The 21,320-nt window shown below is 75.0% G+C and carries 24 protein-coding genes; 11 read left to right on the plus strand and 13 right to left on the minus strand.

The annotated features are described in order from the left end of the window. Positions 1–171 precede the first annotated feature (171 nt). On the minus strand, positions 172–906 hold the full coding sequence (locus tag ACWD4P_RS33555; RefSeq protein WP_359829649.1) for a sigma 54 modulation/S30EA ribosomal C-terminal domain-containing protein: 735 nt from the start codon (positions 904–906) through the stop codon (positions 172–174). 155 nt (positions 907–1,061) lie between these two features. Continuing rightward, positions 1,062–1,397: a GNAT family N-acetyltransferase gene (locus tag ACWD4P_RS33560; RefSeq protein ID WP_359829650.1), complete on the minus strand. Its 336-nt coding sequence runs from the start codon at positions 1,395–1,397 to the stop codon at positions 1,062–1,064. Between the two features lie 179 nt (positions 1,398–1,576). Between ACWD4P_RS33560 and ACWD4P_RS33565 the strand changes: the two genes are divergently transcribed. Continuing rightward, complete coding sequence (locus ACWD4P_RS33565) at positions 1,577–1,891, plus strand: DUF3040 domain-containing protein (protein WP_449782235.1); 315 nt, start codon at positions 1,577–1,579, stop codon at positions 1,889–1,891. Here the strand turns inward: ACWD4P_RS33565 and ACWD4P_RS33570 are convergent. Next, entirely contained in the window at positions 1,793–3,052 is a 1,260-nt protein-coding gene (locus ACWD4P_RS33570) for an AI-2E family transporter (RefSeq protein WP_449782236.1), read from the minus strand. The two genes, ACWD4P_RS33565 and ACWD4P_RS33570, sit on opposite strands and share 99 nt — an antisense overlap. Before the next feature lie 253 nt (positions 3,053–3,305). Here ACWD4P_RS33570 and ACWD4P_RS33575 point away from each other — a divergent pair, with 253 nt between their 5' ends. After that, the gene (locus ACWD4P_RS33575; protein WP_449782237.1) at positions 3,306–3,542 is read left to right on the plus strand and encodes a DUF6296 family protein; all 237 of its coding nucleotides are present in this window, start codon (positions 3,306–3,308) and stop codon (positions 3,540–3,542) included. Between the two features lie 128 nt (positions 3,543–3,670). On the opposite strand, the gene ACWD4P_RS33580 is transcribed toward ACWD4P_RS33575, so the two are convergent. From ACWD4P_RS33580 to ACWD4P_RS33590, 3 genes are all read right to left on the minus strand, one after another. After that, positions 3,671–3,895, minus strand: coding sequence for a hypothetical protein (locus ACWD4P_RS33580; RefSeq protein ID WP_359829654.1), 225 nt, complete (start codon positions 3,893–3,895; stop codon positions 3,671–3,673). Positions 3,896–4,078: 183 nt separating this feature from the next. Then, positions 4,079–4,519 (minus strand): DUF6343 family protein, encoded by a 441-nt coding sequence (locus tag ACWD4P_RS33585; RefSeq protein WP_449782238.1) that lies wholly within the window; start codon positions 4,517–4,519, stop codon positions 4,079–4,081. Positions 4,520–4,657: 138 nt separating this feature from the next. Beyond that, positions 4,658–5,110, minus strand: coding sequence for a hypothetical protein (locus tag ACWD4P_RS33590; protein WP_449782239.1), 453 nt, complete (start codon positions 5,108–5,110; stop codon positions 4,658–4,660). A 228-nt stretch (positions 5,111–5,338) separates the two neighbouring features. Here ACWD4P_RS33590 and ACWD4P_RS33595 point away from each other — a divergent pair, with 228 nt between their 5' ends. Next, entirely contained in the window at positions 5,339–7,330 is a 1,992-nt protein-coding gene (locus tag ACWD4P_RS33595; protein ID WP_359829657.1) for a LamG-like jellyroll fold domain-containing protein, read from the plus strand. Between the two features lie 96 nt (positions 7,331–7,426). Here ACWD4P_RS33595 and ACWD4P_RS33600 read toward each other — a convergent pair whose 3' ends face one another. Further along, the gene (locus ACWD4P_RS33600) at positions 7,427–8,077 is read right to left on the minus strand and encodes a TetR/AcrR family transcriptional regulator C-terminal domain-containing protein (protein WP_449782240.1); all 651 of its coding nucleotides are present in this window, start codon (positions 8,075–8,077) and stop codon (positions 7,427–7,429) included. A gap of 85 nt (positions 8,078–8,162) precedes the next feature. On the opposite strand from ACWD4P_RS33600, the gene ACWD4P_RS33605 reads away from it, so the two are divergent. Next, complete coding sequence (locus ACWD4P_RS33605; RefSeq protein WP_449782249.1) at positions 8,163–9,566, plus strand: FAD-dependent monooxygenase; 1,404 nt, start codon at positions 8,163–8,165, stop codon at positions 9,564–9,566. A 57-nt stretch (positions 9,567–9,623) separates the two neighbouring features. Here ACWD4P_RS33605 and ACWD4P_RS33610 read toward each other — a convergent pair whose 3' ends face one another. Together ACWD4P_RS33610 and ACWD4P_RS33615 are read right to left on the minus strand one after the other, a co-directional pair. After that, positions 9,624–9,809 (minus strand): hypothetical protein, encoded by a 186-nt coding sequence (locus ACWD4P_RS33610; RefSeq protein ID WP_449782241.1) that lies wholly within the window; start codon positions 9,807–9,809, stop codon positions 9,624–9,626. 116 nt (positions 9,810–9,925) lie between these two features. Then, on the minus strand, positions 9,926–10,576 hold the full coding sequence (locus ACWD4P_RS33615; protein ID WP_449782242.1) for an SRPBCC family protein: 651 nt from the start codon (positions 10,574–10,576) through the stop codon (positions 9,926–9,928). Positions 10,577–10,749: 173 nt separating this feature from the next. Between ACWD4P_RS33615 and ACWD4P_RS33620 the strand changes: the two genes are divergently transcribed. Then, a complete protein-coding gene (locus tag ACWD4P_RS33620) occupies positions 10,750–11,412 on the plus strand; it encodes a TetR/AcrR family transcriptional regulator (protein ID WP_449782243.1) in 663 nt (220 codons plus the stop codon). Positions 11,413–11,463: 51 nt separating this feature from the next. Here ACWD4P_RS33620 and ACWD4P_RS33625 read toward each other — a convergent pair whose 3' ends face one another. Further along, complete coding sequence (locus ACWD4P_RS33625; protein ID WP_449782244.1) at positions 11,464–11,640, minus strand: hypothetical protein; 177 nt, start codon at positions 11,638–11,640, stop codon at positions 11,464–11,466. Between the two features lie 303 nt (positions 11,641–11,943). Here ACWD4P_RS33625 and ACWD4P_RS33630 point away from each other — a divergent pair, with 303 nt between their 5' ends. Continuing rightward, complete coding sequence (locus ACWD4P_RS33630; protein ID WP_449782245.1) at positions 11,944–13,467, plus strand: threonine/serine exporter family protein; 1,524 nt, start codon at positions 11,944–11,946, stop codon at positions 13,465–13,467. A gap of 152 nt (positions 13,468–13,619) precedes the next feature. Further along, positions 13,620–13,775, plus strand: coding sequence for a DUF6131 family protein (locus tag ACWD4P_RS33635; protein ID WP_359824010.1), 156 nt, complete (start codon positions 13,620–13,622; stop codon positions 13,773–13,775). A gap of 87 nt (positions 13,776–13,862) precedes the next feature. Here the strand turns inward: ACWD4P_RS33635 and ACWD4P_RS33640 are convergent, their stop codons facing one another. Next, positions 13,863–14,204 (minus strand): hypothetical protein, encoded by a 342-nt coding sequence (locus ACWD4P_RS33640; RefSeq protein ID WP_359824012.1) that lies wholly within the window; start codon positions 14,202–14,204, stop codon positions 13,863–13,865. A gap of 227 nt (positions 14,205–14,431) precedes the next feature. Here ACWD4P_RS33640 and ACWD4P_RS33645 point away from each other — a divergent pair, with 227 nt between their 5' ends. From ACWD4P_RS33645 to ctaF, 3 genes are all read left to right on the plus strand, one after another. Beyond that, positions 14,432–15,073 carry an L-threonylcarbamoyladenylate synthase gene (locus ACWD4P_RS33645; RefSeq protein WP_449782246.1) on the plus strand — a complete coding sequence of 214 codons (642 nt, stop codon included), beginning with the start codon at positions 14,432–14,434 and terminating at the stop codon, positions 15,071–15,073. A gap of 179 nt (positions 15,074–15,252) precedes the next feature. Then, on the plus strand, positions 15,253–16,968 hold the full coding sequence (gene ctaD, locus ACWD4P_RS33650) for an aa3-type cytochrome oxidase subunit I (RefSeq protein WP_359824017.1): 1,716 nt from the start codon (positions 15,253–15,255) through the stop codon (positions 16,966–16,968). Then, the gene (gene ctaF, locus ACWD4P_RS33655) at positions 16,965–17,360 is read left to right on the plus strand and encodes an aa3-type cytochrome oxidase subunit IV (protein ID WP_359824020.1); all 396 of its coding nucleotides are present in this window, start codon (positions 16,965–16,967) and stop codon (positions 17,358–17,360) included. The genes ctaD and ctaF overlap by 4 nt, the downstream gene beginning before the upstream one ends. Here ctaF and qcrB read toward each other — a convergent pair. Both qcrB and ACWD4P_RS33665 read right to left on the minus strand, forming a co-directional pair. Continuing rightward, positions 17,326–19,035 (minus strand): cytochrome bc1 complex cytochrome b subunit, encoded by a 1,710-nt coding sequence (gene qcrB / locus ACWD4P_RS33660; protein WP_449782247.1) that lies wholly within the window; start codon positions 19,033–19,035, stop codon positions 17,326–17,328. The genes ctaF and qcrB overlap by 35 nt on opposite strands. Before the next feature lie 131 nt (positions 19,036–19,166). Next, the gene (locus tag ACWD4P_RS33665) at positions 19,167–19,589 is read right to left on the minus strand and encodes an SsgA family sporulation/cell division regulator (RefSeq protein WP_359824023.1); all 423 of its coding nucleotides are present in this window, start codon (positions 19,587–19,589) and stop codon (positions 19,167–19,169) included. Positions 19,590–19,942: 353 nt separating this feature from the next. Here ACWD4P_RS33665 and ACWD4P_RS33670 point away from each other — a divergent pair, with 353 nt between their 5' ends. Continuing rightward, positions 19,943–21,136 carry an enoyl-[acyl-carrier-protein] reductase FabV gene (locus ACWD4P_RS33670; RefSeq protein ID WP_449782248.1) on the plus strand — a complete coding sequence of 398 codons (1,194 nt, stop codon included), beginning with the start codon at positions 19,943–19,945 and terminating at the stop codon, positions 21,134–21,136. The last annotated feature ends 184 nt before the right edge of the window (positions 21,137–21,320 follow it).

The following is a 21,320-nucleotide window of genomic DNA, read 5'->3' on the forward strand; positions in this document are numbered from 1 at the left end:
GAGCGACACCCCCTTCGGGCGGGTCGAGGTCTCCCACGTCTGCCTCAACGACGACGTGGTCGAGGGCCTCCAGGCACTCGACGTCCCCGCCCGCGGTTCCACCGGCTGTGGGACACACTCAGCCGTCGGACGCCCCCGGCCGTCGGATCCGGCCGTGGACGAACGCGGCCCTCAGACGCGACCGGCGATCAGGCCGAGCCGGCCGTCGAAACGGCGGTAGAGCACCCGGCCCCGGCCGCTGACCGGATGGGCGAAGAACAGGAACGGCAGCTCCGCGCCCGCCAGCCGGTCGACGGCCTGCGTCTCCGTCAGCCGGGGCGCGCCGTGCGGGCTGAGGGTGATCGGCGAGGTCCGCCGGCCGGCCGGGCCGGCGGGGACGGTACGCGCGAGGCGGTAGCCGGTCGGCCCGACCCGGTAGACCACGGCGTCGGTCTCGGTCGCCGGATCGGTGAACAGGTGGATGTCGTAGTCCATCGCGTCCATGGTCCGGGCGGCGGCCTCCGGCGAGCACCACACCAGCGCGGGCTCCTTGCGCCGGACGACCCGGAGCTCGGGGGCGGCCCCGCCGCCCGGACCGGTGGGGGCCGCCGCACGGGGGCCCGGCCAGGGGCGCGGAGCCCAGGCCCCGGTGACGGCCCTGATCCTGCCGCGCAGCGCGTCGCTCACCCGGTCGAGCGAGTCGCCGAGCCCGGCCGCGGCCTCCTGCACGCGGATCCGCCGGCCGTCCACCTCGGCGTTGACCTGCGCCAGCACGCCTCCGGCCACGGCCGCGAACCGGATCCGCAGGGACTCCACCAGCGTCCCCACCCCCGGCGCCGCCGCCGCGGCGGCCACCCGGGCCCGTGCCTCGGCCAGGACCTCGCCGGCCAGCCCTTCGAACGCCCTCACCGTGACCAACTCGCCCATCCCCAGGCCCTTCCACTCCCAGCCGGCGCATACCGGCGACCAGGATCCCGGGGCGCCGGACCGCGCGGCCAGGGCCCAACGGCCCCACCTCGGGGGTCGGGTGGGCCACCCGTGGTCCGGTCCGGCGCCGGCCGGGCCACCCGGGCCGGGCCCGGTCAGTACAGTCGGCCGCGCAGCCAGCTCTTGACCTCCGGGGTGACGGGGTCGGTGATGTCGGCGAACTCCTCGTGCTTCAGCAGGAACTTGGCGACGTACGGGCAGATCGGCACGATCCGCTTGCCGGCCGCGCGGACGTCCGTCAGCGCCTCCTGGACCAGGCGGGAGGCGAGGCCCCGGCCGGCGAAGGCCTCGTCGGTCTCGGTGTGGAAGAAGACGCGCTGCTCCTCGTGGTCCCGGTACTCGGTGAAGCCGGCGAGCTCGCCGTCGACGGAGATCTCGTAACGGTTCCGCTCGTCCGCCCGCTCGACGGCGACGGTGCTGGGAGTGGTCACGGGGTGGCCTTTCGGTCGCGGTGCGTGCCGGGGGAGCGGGGAGGGGCTCCTCCGGCACCGGTCAGCGGGAATCCTGCCAGGTCATCGGGGTGCGGGCGATCCCCGCCCCGGTAGGCCGGGCGGTGTTACGAAGCGCCGGGGCCGGGCAGCCGCCTGTCCACGGACCGGAGGTGACGGCCATGGACGGGCCCGGGCTCTCCCGCCGGGAGCTGCGGATCCTGGTGGAGATCGAGGACGAACTGCGCACGGACGACCGGCTCGACCGGGCGATGCGCACCATGCGGAGCCGGCCCGGCTGGCTGCTCGACCGCGCCCTGGGGGTCGCCGCGCGGGTGCCGGCCTCGGTGCTGCTGGCGCTGTCCGCCGGCTTGCTTCTGGTCGGCGCGGACGCGCACTCAGCCACCGTGCCGGCCGTCTTCGCGCTGGTCTGGGCGCCGACCTTGCTGCTCTCGGCGACCAGGCTGATCGCGCGCCGCCGGGGGTTCCGGCCCTGAATCGCGGGGCCTGCCGCCGCCGCGCAGCTCGCCGATCACCGCCCAGGCGACCGAGACCACCGGCACCGCCACCACCGCGCCCAGGATCCCCGCCAGCACGGTGCCGCCGGCCACCGCCACGGCGATCGCCACCGGGTGGATGCGCACCGACCAGCCGAGCACCAGGGGATGCAGCAGGTGGCCCTCGATCTGGCCGATGATCACGATCAGCGCGAGCACCAGCAGCGCGATCACCGGCCCGCGCGCGGCGAGCGCGACCACGGCGGCGATGGCCAGGGCGATCGGGGAGCCGATCAGCGGTACGAGGGTCGCCGCGAACTCCAGCACGATCAGCGGCATCACCAGCGGCACCCGCAGGAGCGCCAGCGCGATGCCCACCAGCACCGCGTTGGAGGCCGCCACGATCAGCACGCCCCGGGTGTAGCCCGCGAAGGTGCGCCAGGCCGCCCGACCGGCGCGTTCCCGGACCGAGCGGCTGCGGGCGGGCAGCTGCTGCTGTACCCAGGCCCACATCCGGTCGCCGGAGTGCAGGAAGAACACCGAGCAGAACACCGCGAGCGCCAGCCCGGTGACCAGCTCGACGATCCGGCCGGCGCCGCTGAGCGCGGTGTTGAGCAGGGCGGAGCGGTGGGCGGAGATGTACTCGCCGATCTTGGCCCGCAGATCGGTGACCGTCCCGGGCCGGAGGTGGAAGGGGGCACGGGTGAGCCAGTGGTCGATCCGGGTGAGACCGCCGCGCAGTTCGTTGCCCAGCCGGCTCCACTCCTCGGCGACGGTGGTGCCGACCAGCGTCAGGATCCCGCCGACGAGCGCGATGGTGCACAGGAAGGTGAGCAGGACGGCGAGCGAGCGGGGCATCGACCGGGCCAGCAGGTCGACCGGCGGGCGCAGCACCGAGGTGATGACCAGCGCGACGAACAGGGCGACGACCGGCAGTTCGAGCCGGGTCAGGACGTCGACGACCAGGAAGGCGGCGAGCCCCAGCAGCACCAGCCGCCAGGTGTACCCGGCGGCGGTCCGGAGCCCGGCGGGGACCCGCTCCCCGGGCGGGACCCGGCCCGGGCCGGACAGTGCGGCGGGGGTGCGGCGCGAGGGCACCCGGGGGCGGCGGCTGCCCAGCGGTACGGGCCTCCGGTCCGGTCCGGCGCCGTTCGCTCCCACGGGTGGTCTCCTCGGGCTCGGCCGGCTGTGCTCTCAGGTCACGATGACCCATGCCGCGGCGCTTCGCCCTGCGGCGTCGCCGGGCCCGGCCGCTCGGGCGCCGGGACGCCGGGCCTGTCCGTGTGTGAGCGCGCCGGTCCGGGGCAGACGCGGTGACGGCACCGGTCGCCCCGGGAGGACCGAGATCCTCCGTGTACAAGCGGTCGGACGAGGGGAGAATCGATGACGCAGGGTGGGAGAGAAGGAGGCCGTGATGAGAAGCCTCACCCGCCGCTACGCGGTGACGCTCCCCGGCCCGATCGGCGGGCACGCCCCACTGTCCGTCGTCGTCGTGCACCAGACACAGGTCGTGGGGCCGGACGGCGGCTTCGTCTGGGAGAGCTCGGACGGCTGCCTGCGGGTGGAGATCACCGGCGAGGTGGCCACTGTCCTGGCGGCTCCCGGAACCGGTAGCCGGCACCCGTGCCTGATGGCGGTGCCGCTGCCGTGAGCGCGTGACCGTGACCGTGACGGCCGCGGACGCGCGCCCGAACGGGTGCCGGAGCGGAGACGGTGGAGGGCAGCGGACGGAGCAGCGCGGACGTCGCGAAGGACGCGAAGGAGGGGTGCCGGGCGAGGTCACCGGGCGCCGGCGGCCAGGGCCTCGCGCACGGTGACCAGGCAGGGGTCGCAGTACCGGTCGGGCCCGGCCGCACCGTCGCCGTCGGCTGCCGGGACGACGCGCTGGGAGGGTTCCAGGAACCGGCCGCAGAGCGAGGACGACGCGTCGTCCTTCGCCACCACGTGCCACACCACGGCGGGCGGGGACACCGCCGGGTCGTGCTCGGCCCACATCTCGTACACGGCGTTACCTCCGGATCGCTGGGGACTCGGTGAGTCCATGCAAACCCGGAGGGTGCCGAACGGCCACCGGGCCAGACCCGGTGGGATGGTTACGGCCCTACGGAGGCCGGCGCGCGTGGTCACGCGCGTGGTCACCCGGACCGTCCGGGCGGCGTGGTCACCCGGACCGTCCGGGCGGCGTGGTCACCCGGACCGTCCGGGCGGACCGGACCCGGTTCGCTCGGGTGAGTCGGCCCGGTCGCGGCCCTGGCCGGCGGCCAGGCGCCGGTGGATCACCACCAGGTCGAGCGCCGCGAGGCCGGCGAACCCGGCGCACAGGGCGGCGAAGAAGGCGTAGGTGCCCTGGTTGGGCACGGGGCCCGGCCCGGCCAGCGCGGCCAGCACGGCGAAGAGCGCCGCCCCCGCGACGAACAGCACCAGGAAGACCCGCGACAGCAGCCGCCGGAGTTCCAGGTCCGAGCGGGCGTTCACGGGTTCGCTGCCCCGGCGCACCGTGGTCTGGGGCCTGAGCTGCGGTGTCGTGCGGCCGGGGCCCTGCGGGGTGTGCGGGAAGTCGTGGCGCTCGCCGCTTCCGGGGCGGGCCCTGCCCCCGTGTCGCGTGCCTGGTCTGCGGTGTACGGCCATGGCGGTCCCCGAACGGAGTCGGCCGGTGGTGTTGCGTCGGCGCGCCTACCCCGGTCCGGCGCGCGCACACGTCCAGCGGGTCGTTCGCCCCCGCCGCGGGCCGGCCCGCCCCTGGACGCGGGGGCCGCTCGCCCCCGCTCACCCCTGCTGTCCGAGCCGCAGCCGTACCGCCAGCTGGGGCCCCTGGTCCGTACGGCTCCGCTCCCGCGTCCGGCAGAGCCCCGCGAGGGCGCGCAGCACCCGCTCGACGTCCTCGGGCCTGCCGAGCAGGTCCGCGGTGATCCCGCCGGGCAGCGCGACCGGCGGCCCGGGCGAGCCCGCGGCGTGGGCGTCGAAGGACTGGGAGTGGCTCGCCGAGGGGGTCGGCGCGGCGCCGGCGGGGGCGCGGTGGATCCGGGGTTCGGCCACCACCCGGGTGCCCTCCGAGGTCACGGTGGCGGGGTCCTCCCAGACGTTGCCGATCAGGGTGCGGCCGCGCCCGGTGTGGGTCGGGAAGACGGCCTCCAGCGCGTCGAGCACCGCTTCCGCCGACTCCCGCGGCCCGTCGCCGAGCCGCACCAGCACGTGCCCGGCCGCCAGGGGCAGTCCCATCGCAGCCACCTCCTCCGCCCCGGCGGCCGACCCGCCGACCGGTGTCCTCCCCTCCGTTCTACGGCCGGTCCGCGCGGGCCCGCACCCCGGGGCGCCGGCCGCCGGGCCGGCCCCGGGGTCCACCGCCCGTCGGGTTCGGCCGCTGTTCAGCGGGGCGTGGCCCGGCGGATGGTCCACGACCAATCCCGGTCCCTACCGTCGGGGCCCACACCACTTCCGGGAGCGAACATGCACGACATCCAGGCGTCCGAGCACGAGTGCGGCTGCCCGCGGACCGCCGACCTCGACGGGGAGGGGCCGGCGGCGGCCGGCCGGCGCCGTTTCCTGCGCGGGGCCGGTCTGCTGGGCGCCGGGGTCGGCACCGCGGGGCTCGGCCTGCTCGGTGCGGTGCCCGCGCAGGCGGCCGGGCCCGAGCCCGCGGCCGGGGCGGGCACGAGGAAGCCGGGGAAGGGCAACGGCAAGGGGAAGGCGCGCTGGCAGCCCGACCCGGACGCCCGGCAGTTCACCGTCGTGGTCATGCCGGACACCCAGTACCTGTTCGACCAGGACCGGATCCACCCCGCGCCGCTGGAGGCCTCGGTCCGCTACGTGCTGGACGGCGGGGTCAACCGGGAGGACGGGACGGACGACAACATCGTCTTCCTGTCCCACCTCGGCGACGTCACCGAGAACGGGCTGGCCGTCGAGTACGCCGCCGTCACCAAGGTGTTCGGCCTGCTGGACGACGCCGGCGCGGCCTACGGCGTGCTCGCCGGCAACCACGACGTCCGCTCCTCGACCGACGACCAGCGCGGCAGCACCCCGTACCTGGAGACCTTCGGCAAGGCCAGGGCCGCCCGCACCTCCGGCTACCGCGGCTCCAGCCCGGACGGCTACAACACCTGCCACGTGTTCCGGGCGGCCGGGCGCGACTGGATGGTGCTCTCGCTGGACTGGCGGCTCTCCGACGCGGGCTTCGCCTGGGCGAACGCGACGATCGCGGCGAACCCCGAGGTGCCGGTGATCCTGACCACCCACGACCTGGCCTACGCGGACGACAGCGGGCGGGCCGAGCTCTCCGACTACGGGAAGCGGCTCTGGGAGCGGCTGATCGACGGCAACGACCAGGTCTTCCTGACCGTCAACGGGCACTACTGGCCGCCCGGGCGCACCGTGCTGAAGAACCGGGCCGGCCACGACGTGCACGTCCACATCACCAACTACCAGGACCGCTACTACGGCGGCGCGGCGATGATCCGGACGTACCGCTTCGACCTCGACCGCGGCACCGTCGACGTGTCGACCTTCTCGCCGTGGATCCAGCAGATCGCGGCCGAGGAGCGCAACGCGCTGGCGGCCCGGCACGCCGAGCTGACCTCGGACGTGGACCGCTTCTCGCTCGCGATCGACTTCGAGCGCCGCTTCGCCGGCTTCGCGCCCGTCCCGCCGCGCCCGGCCCGCCGGGCGGGCGAGCTGCTGGTGCGTGACACGGTGGCCTACTGGCGGTTCGACAACGGCGGCGCGGACGGTGCGGCCGTCTCTCCGCAGCAGGTCGTCAAGGACCTGTCCGGGCAGGGCAACGACCTGCTCTGGCAGAGCGCCCCGGGCACGCCCGACGGTGCGCTCAGCTGGTCGGCCGAGCACCACCCGGACCAGCCGGGCCACGGCAGCCTGCTGTTCAAGGGCACCCGCTCGCCGGTCCGGGGCAGCTACCTCCAGACGGCGCCGGGCGCACCGGTGAACCGGGAGACCTTCGAGCGCGGGTTCACCGTGGAGGCGTTCTTCAAGCTGCCCGCCGACTGGGACTCCGCGCGGAGCCGCTGGTCCGCCCTGCTCAGCCGGTGGGGGACGAGCGGGGAGGCGGGGAAGAACGGGCCCGGGACGGACGCCGACGAGCCGGTCGGGACGCTCAGCCTCTCCGAGGCTCCGGCCCTCCAGTGGTGCGTCTACCCGCTCAACCAGACCGGGGCGTCCACCTGTTGGGGCCACCAGCTGACGCTGGACCGGTGGTGGCACGTCGCGGTGGTCAACGACGGGAAGCTCAGCCGGATGTACGTCGACGGGTGCGAGGTGGCACGCAACCCCTCGACGCCCGCGGTCGGGCTGACCACGCTGGGCCGGCCGTGGATGCTGGGCGGCTACTCCTACGCGGGGGTGCTGGACAAGGTCTTCCACGGGTACGTCGGGGACGTCCGGATCGTTCGGCGGGCGCTGCGGGTGGGCGAGTTCATGACCGCCTGACCGCGCTCCCGCGCGACAACGGACACCGCCGGGCCCGGGAAGGGCCCGGCGGTGCCGTGTCGTGGGGACGGGACGGGGCTGCCGCCCGCCGGGGCGTCAGCCGAGCAGGGTGGCCTCGACCCCGGCGAGCACCGCCGCCAGGCCCTGCTCGAAGCCCGCGTCGAAGTCCTGGAACATCACCCGGCCCGACTCGGCGGCCAGCGGGTGGGCGGCCAGGCGTTCGGCGCGGGCCTCCACGTCGTAGCCCTCCTCGCCGTCGAAGGGGTTGGGGCCCATCGCCTGTTCCTCGACGACGTAGCCGATGGTGTAGCTGTAGGCGGTCTGCCAGGCCCGGGCGGCGGCCGTCGGGGTGAATCCGGCCTCGACCAGGAGCCGCAGCGAGGCGTCCAGGCCGGCCGCGTAGCCGGTGTCGGTGAACCGGGCGCCGCTGTAGACCTTCGCGCCGTCGCGGTAGCGCAGCAGTTCGGCGCGCAGGGTGCGCATGGTTCCCAGGTAGGCCTCCCGCCAGTCGCCCCCCGACCGGGCTTCGGGCGCCCGGTCGGTCATCCGGCGCAGCATCTCGGTGGCCATCTCGTCGAGCAGCGCCTGCTTGTCCTTGAAGTGCCAGTACAGCGCGGGCGCCTTGACGTCGAGGCGGGCGGCGATGGCGCGCAGCGTCAGGCCGTCGAGTCCGGCCTGGTTCAGCAGGTCCAGTGCGGCGTCGACGACCTGGCCGCGGTCGAGCTTGGGGGTTCTCTGCGGGGTCACGGTTGACAGTTTAACGCCGTTAAGTGCAGGCTGTGGGCAACGGCTACTTAACAACGTTAAGGAGGTTGCCGTGGCTCCTCGCGGCATGAACACCGACGTCCTGGTCATCGGCGCCGGGCCCACCGGCCTCGCCCTGGCACTGGACCTCGCCCGGCACGGGGTCGCCGCGCTCGTCGTCGAACGCGGCACCGCGCTCTTCCCCGGCTCGCGCGGCAAGGGCCTCCAGCCGCGCACCCTGGAGGTGCTCGACGACTTCGGCGTACTGGACCGGGTCCGCGCGGTGGCCGGGCACTACCCGCCCACCCTGACCTGGCAGGACGGCGAACCGCAGGGCGTGCAGCGGATGTTCGACCCGACCGAGCCCTCCGAGGCCGAGCCGTACACCGAGACGCTGATGCTGCCCCAGTGGCGCACCCAGCAGGTGCTGTACGGGCGGCTGCGCGAGCTCGGCGGCGAGGTCGCGTTCGGCCGGGAACTGGTCGGCCTCGCGCAGGACGAGGAGGGCGTCACCGCCGAGTTCGCCGCCGGGGGACCGGTCCGGGCGCGCTACGCCGTCGCGGCGGACGGCGGACGCTCCACGGTACGGCGGCTGCTCGGCATCGGGATGACCGGCGAGACCGTCGACCCGGACCCGATGCTGGTCGCGGACGTCCGGATCGACGGGCTGGACCGCGAGCACTGGCACGTGTTCCGGGCCGAGGAGGGGCTGCTGGCGATCTGCCCGCTCGGCGGCACCGAGGACTTCCAGCTGGTCGCCCAGTCCCCGGAGGGGGCGGCCGTCGACCTCACCCTGGACGGGCTGCGCCGGGTGGTCGCGGACCGCTCCCACCTGGCCGCCGAACAGGTCACCGAGCTGCGCTGGATCTCCGAGTTCCGCCCGCGCGCGGCGCTCGCCGACCGCTTCCGGGCCGGCCGGGTGTTCCTGGCCGGCGACGCCGCGCACGTCCATTCGCCGGCCGGCGGGCAGGGCCTCAACACCAGTCTCCAGGACGCCTACAACCTGGCCTGGAAGCTGGCCGCGGTGCTCACCGGGCGGGCCGGGGAGCGACTGCTCGACAGCTACGAGGAGGAGCGCCGCGCCAACGCGGCGGCCATGCTGGACCTCTCCACCCGGGTCCACCGCGGCGAGCAGCGCCGCGGCCGGGCGACCCAGCAACTCGACCTCGGCTACCGGGAGTCCGCGCTCTCCCAGGAGACCCGACCGGACCTCCCGGCGGATGCGCTGCGGGCCGGCGACCGGGCCCCGGACGGCCGCCGCGGCGGCGTCCGGCTGTTCGACGCCTTCCGCGGCCCGCACTGGACGCTGCTCACCGTCGGCACGGACGCCCCGCTGCCCGGCGTCACCGCCCCGGTGGTCCGCGTTCCGGCCTACGAGGCGTACGGCACCGGCGTGTTCCTGATCCGGCCGGACGGCTACCTGGGCTGGGCCGGTGCGACGGCCGACGGCCTCGCCGCCTACGCGGGCCGGCAGGGGCTGCTCGCCCCCTGACCGGGCGGCCGGCCCGGCGGCCGGTGGGTCACCGGCCGGACCGGGCGCGGCGCTCGCTCAGTGCGGGGGCTCCCGCGGACCGGCGTCGTGGGCCGGCTCGGTGATCTCGTACTCGGGGCCGTCCCGGGGCCCCTTCTCCTCCTCGTGCGCGGGCGGCGGGGCGCCCTCGCCGGTCATCCGGGACTCGGGGGTCTCCGTCGGGGCCGGAGGGTCCCGGGGAGCGGATTCGTGCCGGTCTGTCATGGGGGTCCACCTCCTCTCGTCGGTGGGGGCCCGGCCAAGGGACCCCGGACGGCGCCTGCCCGGGCCGCGGGCTTCCATGCGCGGACCCGCGGCCCGGTCCCGCGGGGGCGGTCGCGTCAGACGCGGGCCTCGGCCGCGGCCTTGAGGTCGTGCAGCCAGCCTTCGAGGCCCTGGCGGAGGATGTCGGTGGCGGCGGGGACGTTCGCGTCGACCTGGGGGCCGGTGTGGGTCTCCTCGGTGCGCACCAGGACGCCGCCGGGGACCTCGGTGAAGTTCCAGACGTGGACGCCGTCGATCCGCAGCCCGGTCGCGACCGCCGGGCCGGTCCAGCGGACGCAGGTGCCGGGGCGCAGCTGCCGGACGGTGGACGTGATCTCCAGGCGGGGGTCGGTCGACGCGGGGTTCGGGGGCAGCGGGGTGGACCAGTGGAACGCCGACCCGGGGCGCAGCGGGCCGCTGTCGAGGCGCTCGGCGTCCTGCACCGCGGTCTGCCAGTCGGGCCAGTGCGCCACGTCGGTCTGGAGCCGCCAGACCGTCCGCAGCGGCGCGTGGACCACGGCCTCGGTCCGGTAGCGGACCCGGGCGTCCGGGTCGACGCCGGCCCCGTGGCAGGTGAGCGAGGAGCCGGGCCGGTGCGGTGCGGCGGCCGAGGCCGGAGCGACGGCGGCGGCGAGCAGGCCGAGGGCCAGCGGGATGGCCGCGAGGGCGGTGCGGGTGGCGGTGCGGGTGGCGGTGCTGCGCGTGGCGGTGCTGCGCGTGGCGGACATGGAACTCCCCATTCACTGGTCGGCCGTCGGGGCGGCACGGGCGCCGTGAGCTAGATGCTCACGCCTTCGCTAGAAGTTGTAACGCGGGACCGGCCTGAGGGTCAACCACTTTCGTGATACCTTCTAACAGAAGCGTGGAGCTGTAGTCGGACGGTGAGGGGAGCGGGCAGCCGATGGCGAGGACGGGTGCGGACGGCCCGCGCGAGCGCTACCGCGCGCAGGTGCGCGAGGAGGTCAAGGCGCACGCCTGGGAGCAGATCGCCACGGCCGGCGCCTCCGGGCTCTCCGTCAACGCGATCGCCAAGCGGATGGGCATGAGCGGCCCCGCGCTCTACCGCTACTTCGCCGGCCGCGACGAACTGATCACCGAACTCGTCCGGGACGCGTACCGCGGCCTCGCCGACACCCTCGGCGCGGCCGCCGCCGGGGGCGCCGACCTGGCCGGGCTCGCCCGCGCCCTGCGCGCCTGGGCCCTGGCGGACCCCCAGCGCTACTTCCTGATCTACGGCACCCCCGTGCCCGGCTACCGGGCGCCCGAGGACACCACCGCCATCGCCTCCGAGGTCATGCGGACGCTGGTCGACGCCTGTGCGGCGTTCGCCCCGGCCCGGCCGGACGCCCCCGAGGAGCCGTTCGCCACCCACCTGCGCGACCACCGGGAATGGGCGGGCGAGCAGCCGGCCCCGCCCGAGGTGCTGCACCGCTTCCTGGCCTTCTGGACCCGCCTGCACGGCGTGCTCTCGCTGGAGCTCGCCGGGCAGTTCACCGGCATGGGCTTCCGGCCCGAGCTGCTCTTCGAGGCCGAGCTGCGCAGCCTGCTGGCGCCGGAGTTCTGACCGGCACCACCGGGTGCGTCACGGCTGACGGGAAGCCGCCGACCGGCGCCGTCAGGCCTGCCCGGGGTGCGGCTGCGGCAGTGGCGCCGGATCGGGGTCCGGGTAGGGCTCCGGCGGCGGGAACGGGGGGACGGGCGGCGGCGCGGGCACGGGCTCGTCCGGCCCGGGCGCCGGGTCGGGGCGGGGGATCGGCCGGGTGTCCGGATCCGGGGGCATGGGGACGGTCATCGAAGCACCTCCTCGGGGTCCTCGCGCAGCCGCGTGTACCCGCGGGCGCCGCCGCGAATCCGGCGGCCGGGGACTCCCGCGGCCGGGGCCCCACGGCCGTGGACTCCCGCGGCCGGTTCCGGGGCCCGGCGGCAGGCCTGCTCCGCTCCCGGGGTCGGCACGCGCCGGCCGACGGGGCGTGTACAGCCGTTCGTGCTCCGGTTCGGACGGGTGTGCCGGGTGTGGCGCGTTCGCCTCAGCGTCACTCCGGGTAGTGGAACGGATGCACGGTGATGGCGGAGGGGGTGGGGTCAGGGAGTCGCGATGACGGAACACGAGCAGCTCGGCGCGCCCGCCGGCCCGGAAGGACACCCCGTCCGGCCCGAACGGGTGCCGCCCCAGGCACCCGCGCCCGAACAGCGTGAACCGGGCGCCCGGCCCGGCCCCGAGGGAGACGGCGCCGCGGCCCCCTGGCCCGACATGATGCTGCCGCTGCTGCGCACCCCGACGGCCGACCGGCGGCCGGCGCCGGAGGGGGCCGGCGCGGAGCCCCCGACGGGCGTCGAGCCGGCGCGGGTGCTGGACCTCGCGCTGCTCGTCGGCGAGCTGCTGCTGGCCAGCGGCGAGGCGGCGGAGGACGTCGAGGCCGCGATGCTCGCCGTCGTCCACGCCTACCGGCTCCACCCCTGCGACCCGCAGGTCACCTTCACCCGGGTGGCGATCTCCTACCAGCCTGGCCCGTCCGAACCCTCGCTGTCGGCCGAGTGCTCGGTCCGCCGCCCGGCCGTCGACTACGCGCGGCTGGCCGCCGTGTTCCGGCTGGTCACCGAGATCACCGTGGGCGGGATGGCCGTCCCGGAGGCGCACGGCCGCCTGGTGGCGGCCCGCCGGCACAGCCGCCGCTACTCCGGCCGGCTGTTCGTGCTCTCCTGCGCGGGGATGGCCGGGGCCGCCACGCTGCTGATCGGCGGCCGGGCCGACGCCCGGGCCTGGCTGGTGTTCACCAGCGCCGTGGTCGCCGCGCTGATGGGCGAGCGGTTCTCGGCGCTGGTGGCGCGCCACGACTTCCCGGCCTTCTACCAGTTCGTGGCGGCCGCGGTGCCCGCCGCCGTGATCGGCATCCTGCTGTCGTTCAACGGGCTGCACCTGCGGGGCTCGGTGGTGATCACCGGCGGGCTGTACGCGGTGCTGCCGGGGTGGCCCATGGTGGCGGCGGCCCAGGACGGTCTGACGGGCTTCTACCTCACCGCCGCCGCCCGGCTGCTCGAAGCGCTGTACCTGATGGCCGGCGTGGTGATCGGGGTGATGACGGTGCTCTACGTCGGCGTCAACAACGGCGCCGACCTCGCCGCCCAGAACGGCCCGCCCGGGGCGGTCAACCCGCCGCTGCAACTCGCCGCCGCGGTGCTGCTCACCCTGGCGTTCGCGGTCCTGCTGAACACCGAGCCGGCCACGCTGCCGGCGGTCCTGCTGAACAGCGCGGCCGGCTGGTCCACGTACGGGGTGCTGGTGAACGCGGGCGGCGAGCCGATCCTGGCCACCGGCCTGGCGGCCGGGCTGGTGGGCCTGTCCGGCCAGCTCATGGCGCGCTGCCGGGGCAGCTCGGCGCTGCCGCACATCACCGCCGCGCTGGGGCCGCTGCTGCCGGGCTCGGTGCTGTACTTCGGGATGCTCGCCTTCGTCCGGGGCGAGCCCGAGGTCGGGCTGAGCGGCATCGGGCGGGCCGGCGCCATGGCGATGGCCCTCGCCATCGGCGTCAACCTGGGCCGCGAGCTGGCCCGGCTCTTCCTGCCGGTGCCCCGGGTCGCCGCGCCGCCGCGCCGCCGGGGCGGTCGCCACCGCCGGTGACGGGGGAGCGGCCGACCGGTTTGCGAGGGCCGTGCCGCGGTAGACGCGTGGGGAGCGGAGCGGGCCGGCAAGGCCGCTCCCCGGGGACGGGCCCGGCCGGTACCGGCGAGGCCGCCCCCGCCGACAGTCACCTCTCGACCTGGGAGGCCTCCGTGATACTCCTCGGCGTCATCCTGCTCGTCATCGGCTTCGTCACCGGGATCTCGATCCTGTGGACCATCGGCATCGTGCTGCTCGTCATCGGTCTGGTCCTGTGGGCCGCCGGAATGCTGGGGCACGCCGTGGGCGGCCGCCGTCACTACTACTGATACCGACCTGTCTGACCCCCGTTCAGCGCGGGGCACCGGCCGTTCGACGCGACGCGACGGGCCGGCGCGGCTGCGGACCGACCCGGCTCAGGGCCGGTCCTCGTGCAGTCCGCAGAGCCAGGCCAGCGCCCGGTGGACGCCGAGCACATAGCTGTGGTCCGACCCCTGGGCGCGGACCAGGCGGAGGTGGACGGCGGCGGCCTGGCACTCGGCCAGCAGCTGGGCGCGGCACGGGCCGACGGCACCGGCCGTGGCGGCGGCGGTCACCGGGGCCGCGACCTGGGCACCGGCGGCCCACCGGTAGGCGCCGAGCACGCCGTGCTCGAAACCGCTCCAGGGCCGCGGGCGCCGGTTGACCTTGTCGATCGCGGCGAACACCTCGTCCACCGGGCGCACTCCCACGGGCGGGACCGTATCGTCACTGGTCATGTCCGCAACCTACGTCCGCCCGGCACCGCCCGCCCCCGGGGAGGACGGCCCGGTGCGGCGCCGCTCTCCCGCGCCACCCGGGCGGCCGAGACGGCGGAGCCCCCCGGCGGTCACCGGGGCCGGGCCGCCGACCGGGGAAGGGTAGGCTGACCACGTCGTGTCCGGCCGGAGAGGTGGCCGGGCCGGAGGAACGGGGCGGGCCGGCGGCCCGCCGGTGGAGACCCCTGATGACTCGTCGTTTTGACTGCTCTGACCCGTCCGAGCGCGCAGCCGGGCTGCGCGAGGCCGTGGCCGCCGTGCGCCGCGGTGAGCTCGTCGTCCTGCCCACGGACACCGTGTACGGCGTGGGCGCGGACGCCTTCGCGCCGGAGGCCGTCGAGCGCCTGCTGCGCGCCAAGGGCCGGGGGCGGAACATGCCCTCGCCGGTGCTGGTCGGCTCCCCGGAGGCGCTGGACGGGCTGGTCGAGGTGACGGAGCGCGCGCGGGACCTGGTCAAGGAGTTCTGGCCGGGCGGGCTGACCGTCGTCGCCCGCCACCTGGAGTCGGTCGAGCTGGACCTCGGCGAGACCAACGGGACGGTGGCGGTGCGGATGCCCGCGCACCCGGTCGCCATCGAACTGCTCGACGCCACCGGCCCGATGGCCGTCTCCAGCGCCAACCTGACCGGTCACGACTCGCCGCAGGACTGCGACGCCGCCCAGGGCATGCTCGGCGACTCGGTGGCCGTCTACCTCGACGGCGGCCCGACCGCGGCCGCCGTGCCCTCCTCGATCGTGGACGTCACCGGCGAGGTGCCGGTCCTGCTGCGGGCCGGCGCGATCGGCGCCGACCGTCTGCGCGAGGTGGTCCCGGACCTGCTGGAGCGCTGAGCCGGGACGCCCCCGGACGGCCGCGGCGCCACCCGGTCGAACGCACCGCGTGGCGCCCCGGCCGTCCGGGCCGCCGCCGCTAGGGTCGGCGATGGCGTGCGAGGGCGGGCCCTCCGCCGGGCCGGGGAGGGGGTCGGCGCCGCGACCGGGGGCGTCACCGGCTCCGTTGCGGAGGTTCCATGAGCGCGTCGTCCACCGCGCCGCCCCGGGCGCAGGACCGCACCCGGGCGCGGGTCCGGCAGGGCAGTGCCCTGCTGCGCTGGCTGTTCACCACGGACCACAAGGTCATCGGGAACCTGTACCTGGCGACGGCCTTCGGCTTCTTCCTGGTCGGGGGCGTGCTCGCGCTGCTGATGCGGGCCCAGCTGATGGGCCCGGACACCGGGCTGCTGTCGAACGAGCGGTACAACCAGCTGTTCACCATGCACGGCACGATCATGCTGCTGCTGTTCGCCACCCCGACCTTCGCCGGGTTCGCCAACGCGATCATGCCGCTGCAGATCGGCGCGCCGGACGTCGCCTTCCCCCGGCTGAACGCCTTCACCTACTGGGCCTTCCTGCTGGGCGGGCTGATGGTGCTGGCCGGCTTCCTCACCACCGGGGGCGCGGCCGCGTTCGGCTGGTTCGCGTACGCGCCGCTGAACGGCCCGGTGTTCTCGCCCGGGGCCGGCGGGGACCTGTGGGCGCTCGGCCTGGTGGTGGCCGGCCTCGGCACCATCCTGGGCTCGGTCAACTTCATCACCACCGTCACCTGCCTCCGGGCGCCGGGCATGACACTGTTCCGGATGCCGGTCTTCACCTGGAACGTGCTGTTCACCTCGGTTATGGTGCTGCTGGCCTTCCCGGTGCTGACCGCCGCGCTGCTCTGCCTGGAGGCGGACCGCAAGTTCGGCGCGCACGCCTTCGACGCGGCGAACGGCGGGGCGCTGCTGTGGCAGCACCTGTTCTGGTTCTTCGGCCACCCGGAGGTCTACATCGTCGCGATCCCGTTCTTCGGCATCGTCAGCGAGATCATCCCGGTGTTCAGCCGCAAACCGCTGTTCGGCTACTACGGGATGATCGGCGCGACGGTCTCCATCACCGCGCTGTCCATGTCGGTGTGGGCGCACCACATGTTCGCCACCGGCCAGGTGCTGCTGCCGTTCTTCTCGATGATGTCCTTCCTGATCGCGGTGCCCACCGGGGTGAAGTTCTTCAACTGGGTCGGGACGATGTGGAACGGCTCGCTGTCGTTCGAGACGCCGATGCTCTGGTCGATCGGCTTCATGGTGACCTTCCTGTTCGGCGGGCTGAGCGGGGTGCTGCTGGCCGCGCCGCCGATCGACTTCCACGTGACCGACAGCTACTTCGTGGTGGCCCACCTGCACTACGTGCTGTTCGGCACGGTCGTCTTCGCCACCTTCGGCGGCTTCTACTTCTGGTGGCCGAAGCTCACCGGGAAGATGCTCGACGAGCGGCTCGGGAAGGCGCACTTCTGGATCCTGTTCGTCGGGTTCCAGACGACCTTCCTGGTGATGCACTGGCTGGGTGCCCAGGGGATGCCGCGCCGCTACGCGAGCTACCTGGCGGTGGACCACTTCACCGCCCTGAACGTGTGCGCCTCGATCGGCTCGTTCCTGCTCGGGGTCTCCAACCTGCCGTTCTTCTACAACGTCTGGCGGACCACCAGGTACGGCCGGAAGGTCACCGAGGACGACCCGTGGGGCTGGGGCCGGTCGCTGGAGTGGGCCACCTCCAGCCCGCCGCCGGCACACAACTTCCTTGCGCTGCCCCGGATCCGCTCCGAGTCGCCGGCCTTCGACCTGCACCACCCGGAGGTACCGCCGGAGGAGGCGTCGGGCGGCGGAGCCGGCGTGCCCCAGGGCCGTACCGGCGAGCGGGGGAGCGGGCGGTGAAGGCGGAGGGGTGGCTGTTCGCCGTGATGACGGCGTTCTTCGCGGTGACCGGGCTGGTCTACGGCTTCTGGGCCCGGGAGCCGGCCGGCAAGGCGATCCTGACGGTGGCGTTCCTGATGTCCGGACTGGTCGCGCTGTTCTGGTTCGTCCAGCACCAGCGGCTGGGCGGCGGCCGGGCGCAGGACCGCGGGGAGGCCGAGATCGCGGAGGCCGCCGGCCCGGTGGGGTTCTTCCCGGCCCGCAGCGGCTACCCGGTCCTCGCGGCGGTCGGCGTGACGGTCTTCGCCCTGGGGCTGGTGTTCGCCCGGTGGCTGATCGTGGTCGGCGCCCTGGTGCTCGCGCTCGCCGTCGCCGGCTTCATCTTCCAGTACCGCGACCACGGCGCGGGCTGAGCCGGCGCAGCAGCCGCCGCAGCGGACCGCCCGGGGCGGGCGCGGCCTCCCGGCCGGCCGGGGCGGCGGGGTGGGCCGGAGCGGTGAGGACGGCCGTCATCCGCTCCGACTCACGCTCGGTGGAAGGCAGTTCGACCAGGTCGCGGTGGAACCAGGAACTCGCCGCGGCGCGCGCCCGCCGGTGCCGGGGCGCCCCCGGCGGTGCGGTGACCGGCTCCGTCGCGGCGCGCGCCAGCAGCACGTACCGCTCGGCCTCCGGCACCGGGCGGCGGTGGCCGGAGAAGCCGCCGTCGAGCGACTGGTCGATCCGGCCGGTCTCGTCGCCGTCCAGCAGCCGGGCGCGGTCCCGGGCCTGCAGGGCCAGGCAGAGCCACCGGGTGAGCAGGAAGGCCGCCGGCGGCAGCACGATCACGGCCGTCCGCAGCGCCACCGTGAGCGCGTTGACGGAGAGTTCGAAGGCGTACGCGATCACGTCGTTGCCGCCCGCGATCAGCAGCACCGCGTAGAAGGTGATCCCGGCGACGCCCAGCGCGGTGCGGGTCGGCCGGTTGCGCGGCCGGTCGCACAGGTGGTGCTCGCCGGTGCCGGGGTCGAGCCACCGCTCGACGAAGGGGTAGGCGTACAGCGCGGCGAACAGCAGGCCGGGCACCACCAGGGCGGGCAGGAACACGTTCCAGGACACGGTGTGCCCGAGCACCGCGGTCTCCGCGGCCGGCATCAGCCGCAGCGCCCCCTCGATGAAGCCGATGTACCAGTCCGGCTGGGCGCCCGTCCCCACGACGTCGGGGCGGTAGGACCCGTACCGCCAGATCGGGTTGACCTCGGCGAGGAAGGCGGAGAGCGCCATCACGCCACCGACCGTGAACGTCAGGCCCACGGTGCGGGTCAGGAACTGGGGGAAGAAGGGCATCCCCACCACGTTGCGGTTGGTGCGGCCGGGCGCGGCCCAGTGGGTGTGCTTCAGCACCACCACCAGCGTCAGGTGCGCCCCGACCAGGGCCAGCAGCAGGCCGGGAACCAGCAGGACGTGCACGGTGAACAGCCGGGGGATGACGTCCTGCCCGGGGAACTGGCCGCCGAAGGCGAACAGGGTGAGGTAGCTGCCGACCAGCGGCACCGAGAGCAGCACGCCCTCGGCGATCCGCAGGCCGGTGCCGGAGAGGGTGTCGTCGGGCAGCGAGTAGCCGGAGAACCCCTCCAGCAGCGCCAGGTTGAAGAGTGTCACCCCGATCACCCAGTTGAGCTCGCGCGGGCGGCGGAACGCCCCGGTGAAGAACACCCGCAGCAGGTGCACCCCGATCGCCGAGGCGAACAGCAGCGCCGACCAGTGGTGGATCTGGCGGACCAGCAGCCCGCCCCGCACCTCGAAGCTGATCCGCAGGGTCGACGCGTACGCCTCGGACACCCGGACGCCGCTCAGCGGGAGGTAGGCGCCCTGGTAGAGGACCTCGTTCATGCTCGGGCGGAAGAAGAACGTCAGGTAGACACCGGTCACCAGCAGCACCACGAAGCTGTACAGCGCGAGTTCGCCGAGCAGGAAGGACCAGTGGTCCGGGAAGACCTTGCGCAGCAGCTCCCGGCCCGCCTCGGTGAGCGGCAGCCGCCCGTCCAGGCGGGTCACGACGCGCTCGCCGGCGGACGGCTCGCGCCCGTTCGAAGCCCTGGTTTCGTCCACGGCAGGAACCTAGTGGGCCGCGCGGCGCGCGGGGCGGTCGAGCGCCGTGCCTGCCGCGGCGGGCGGGGACGGAGCACTCCAACGGCGGAACGGGTGCGGCCGCCGTGGGGCGCGGGTCGGTCGTCGGCGGTTCAGTCCTCCGCGAGCAGCAGGGCGAGCGCGGTGTCCACGTCGAGGTGCTCGGACTCCGCGCCGGCGGGCACCAGCAGGAAGGAGTCCGACAGGAACGCCGCGACCTCCCCGTCCGGCGCGCTCAGCACGGCCTGCGCGCCGTCGGGCCCGCGCAGGGTGATCAGGACCTCGCCCTCGGGCCCGGGGCTCACCCGGACGTCGCCGCTCCCGGCCGGGGCGTGCCGTCCCTCGTTCAGCAGCTCGCGGCTGAAGTACCAGCACACCTGGGGCTCGGCCGGTACGCAGGTGCAGGGCGTCAGCGGGAACGCCAGGCAGGCCGCGTAGGGCAGCTCGGGGTCGAACCGCAGCTCCGCGACGACAGGGACGTCGGGCATCGGGCTGTCGGGGAAGGTGACGGGCATCGGGTGGACGGGCATCTGCATCGAACGACCCTCCTGTGGCCGTGGGGCCGGTCCCGGGCGGGCCGGTGTCCCTGTCCGGCGCCTACCCGGTGTCCCGGTATGCAGTCGACGGGCACCGAATCTCCACAACTCTCCGATGCGGTAAGGCTGTTAGGCCCGGCGCCGGCGAGTCGCCCGGCGGCCGCCGACACCCGCCGGCGGGCGGGGCACCCCACCGGATAGCCGAAGCGGGACCCTTCCGCAATGACGACCTCCGACAAGCGCGGGCCGCGACTTCCGTGGCGGCGTGGCAACGGTGGTGCCCTTCGGCGCGGATAGGCTCCGGACGACCGACACCATGATCACGATCTCCGGATCGGAGAGGGCGCCACCGCGTGAGCATCCAGCAGATCACCCCCAAGCAGCGGGGCTACCTGATCGTCAACTCCCACCCGGCCGGCAGCGCCGCCACCGTCGACCGCCAGTGGCGGCGCATCGAGCCCGCGGCCCCGGTCGGCCGGGCCCCCGTCGTCCTGGTCCTCGGCGCCAGCGCCGGCTACGGCCAGGCCCTGCTGCTCGCCGGGCTGCGCCGCCAGGGCGTCCGGGGCGTCGGCGTCGCCTACGAGGCCGCCGCCACCGAGCGCCGCACCGCCGCCGCCGGCTGGTACCGCACCGCCATGACCGCCGCCCTGGTCAAACAGGACGGCGGCGACATCACCTTCGTCAACGCCGACGCCTACGCGGACGCCACCCGCGCCGAGGTCCTCGAGCTCCTCGCCGAGCGCTACGGCCCCGTCGACCACCTCGTCTACTCGCTCGCCTCGCCCCGGCGCACCGACCCGGCCACCGGCGAGGTCCACCACTCGGTGATCAAGCCGATCGGCGCCCCCTACACCTCGCCGTCGCTGCTCTTCGAGGACGGCACCCCGCGGATCGGCACCGTCGACCTCACCCCGGCCGACGAGGCCGAGCAGGCGGCGACCGTCAAGGTGATGGGCGGCGAGGACTGGCAGCTGTGGGTGCGGGCGCTGGCCGACGCGGACCTGCTCGCCCCCGGCTTCACCACCGTGGCGCTGTCCTACGTCGGCTCCGAGATCACCGCGCCGGTCTACCGGCAGGGCACGATCGGCGCCGCCAAGGAGCACCTGGAGGCCACCGCCCACCGGCTGCGGACCGGGCTGCTCGCCGACCGCGGCCGGGCGTTCACCGTCGTCGCCGGCGCGGCCGTCACCCAGGCGTCCACCGCCATCCCCTCCATCGCCCTCTACACCTCGCTGCTGCGCACCGTCCTCGGCGAGGAGGGCTGGCGCACGACCGACGACCAGGCCGTGGACCTGTGGGAGCAGCTGACCGGCGCGAAGGAGCTCACCCTGGACGAGCAGGGCCGCATCCGCCTGGACGGCTGGGAGCTCGACCCCGCCGTGCAGGACCGGGTACGGGAGCTGTGGGCCGACCCGGCGGCCGCGCTGGCCGCCGACCCGGCCGGCTCCGCCTGGTTCTACGGCCAGTTCCGGCAGCTGTACGGCTGGGACGTGCCCGGGGTCGACTACACCACCGGTGTCGAGACCTCGACGCCCTGGCCCGCCTGACCCGAAGGCCCGACCGCGGCGGACCGGACACGCTCCGGCGGGGCCCGACCGGGGGCGCTTCCGGGCGCGCGGGCCCTTCCCGGGTGGGGTCAGGGGGTCCTACGTTGTTGGTGGGTTGGACGGGCCGTCGTAAGGTCCAGAGGCCCAGAGACTCCGGGTATGGCTTTCAGGGGGTTGCCCTCGA

Source organism: Kitasatospora sp. NPDC002543, from assembly GCF_053594915.1.

Coding starts and splice junctions, on each gene's coding strand:
- ACWD4P_RS33625 (WP_449782244.1), bottom strand. CDS start 11,640: ATGACCGTCCCCATGCCCCCGGATCCGGACACCCGGCCGATCCCCCGC.
- ACWD4P_RS33615 (WP_449782242.1), bottom strand. CDS start 10,576: ATGTCCGCCACGCGCAGCACCGCCACGCGCAGCACCGCCACCCGCACC.
- ACWD4P_RS33605 (WP_449782249.1), top strand. CDS start 8,163: ATGAACACCGACGTCCTGGTCATCGGCGCCGGGCCCACCGGCCTCGCC.
- ACWD4P_RS33585 (WP_449782238.1), bottom strand. CDS start 4,519: ATGGCCGTACACCGCAGACCAGGCACGCGACACGGGGGCAGGGCCCGC.
- ACWD4P_RS33645 (WP_449782246.1), top strand. CDS start 14,432: ATGACTCGTCGTTTTGACTGCTCTGACCCGTCCGAGCGCGCAGCCGGG.
- ACWD4P_RS33575 (WP_449782237.1), top strand. CDS start 3,306: ATGAGAAGCCTCACCCGCCGCTACGCGGTGACGCTCCCCGGCCCGATC.
- ACWD4P_RS33620 (WP_449782243.1), top strand. CDS start 10,750: ATGGCGAGGACGGGTGCGGACGGCCCGCGCGAGCGCTACCGCGCGCAG.
- ACWD4P_RS33665 (WP_359824023.1), bottom strand. CDS start 19,589: ATGCAGATGCCCGTCCACCCGATGCCCGTCACCTTCCCCGACAGCCCG.
- ACWD4P_RS33595 (WP_359829657.1), top strand. CDS start 5,339: ATGCACGACATCCAGGCGTCCGAGCACGAGTGCGGCTGCCCGCGGACC.
- ACWD4P_RS33590 (WP_449782239.1), bottom strand. CDS start 5,110: ATGGGACTGCCCCTGGCGGCCGGGCACGTGCTGGTGCGGCTCGGCGAC.
- ACWD4P_RS33610 (WP_449782241.1), bottom strand. CDS start 9,809: ATGACAGACCGGCACGAATCCGCTCCCCGGGACCCTCCGGCCCCGACG.
- ACWD4P_RS33555 (WP_359829649.1), bottom strand. CDS start 906: ATGGGCGAGTTGGTCACGGTGAGGGCGTTCGAAGGGCTGGCCGGCGAG.
- ctaD (WP_359824017.1), top strand. CDS start 15,253: ATGAGCGCGTCGTCCACCGCGCCGCCCCGGGCGCAGGACCGCACCCGG.
- ACWD4P_RS33640 (WP_359824012.1), bottom strand. CDS start 14,204: ATGACCAGTGACGATACGGTCCCGCCCGTGGGAGTGCGCCCGGTGGAC.
- ACWD4P_RS33565 (WP_449782235.1), top strand. CDS start 1,577: ATGGACGGGCCCGGGCTCTCCCGCCGGGAGCTGCGGATCCTGGTGGAG.
- ACWD4P_RS33630 (WP_449782245.1), top strand. CDS start 11,944: ATGACGGAACACGAGCAGCTCGGCGCGCCCGCCGGCCCGGAAGGACAC.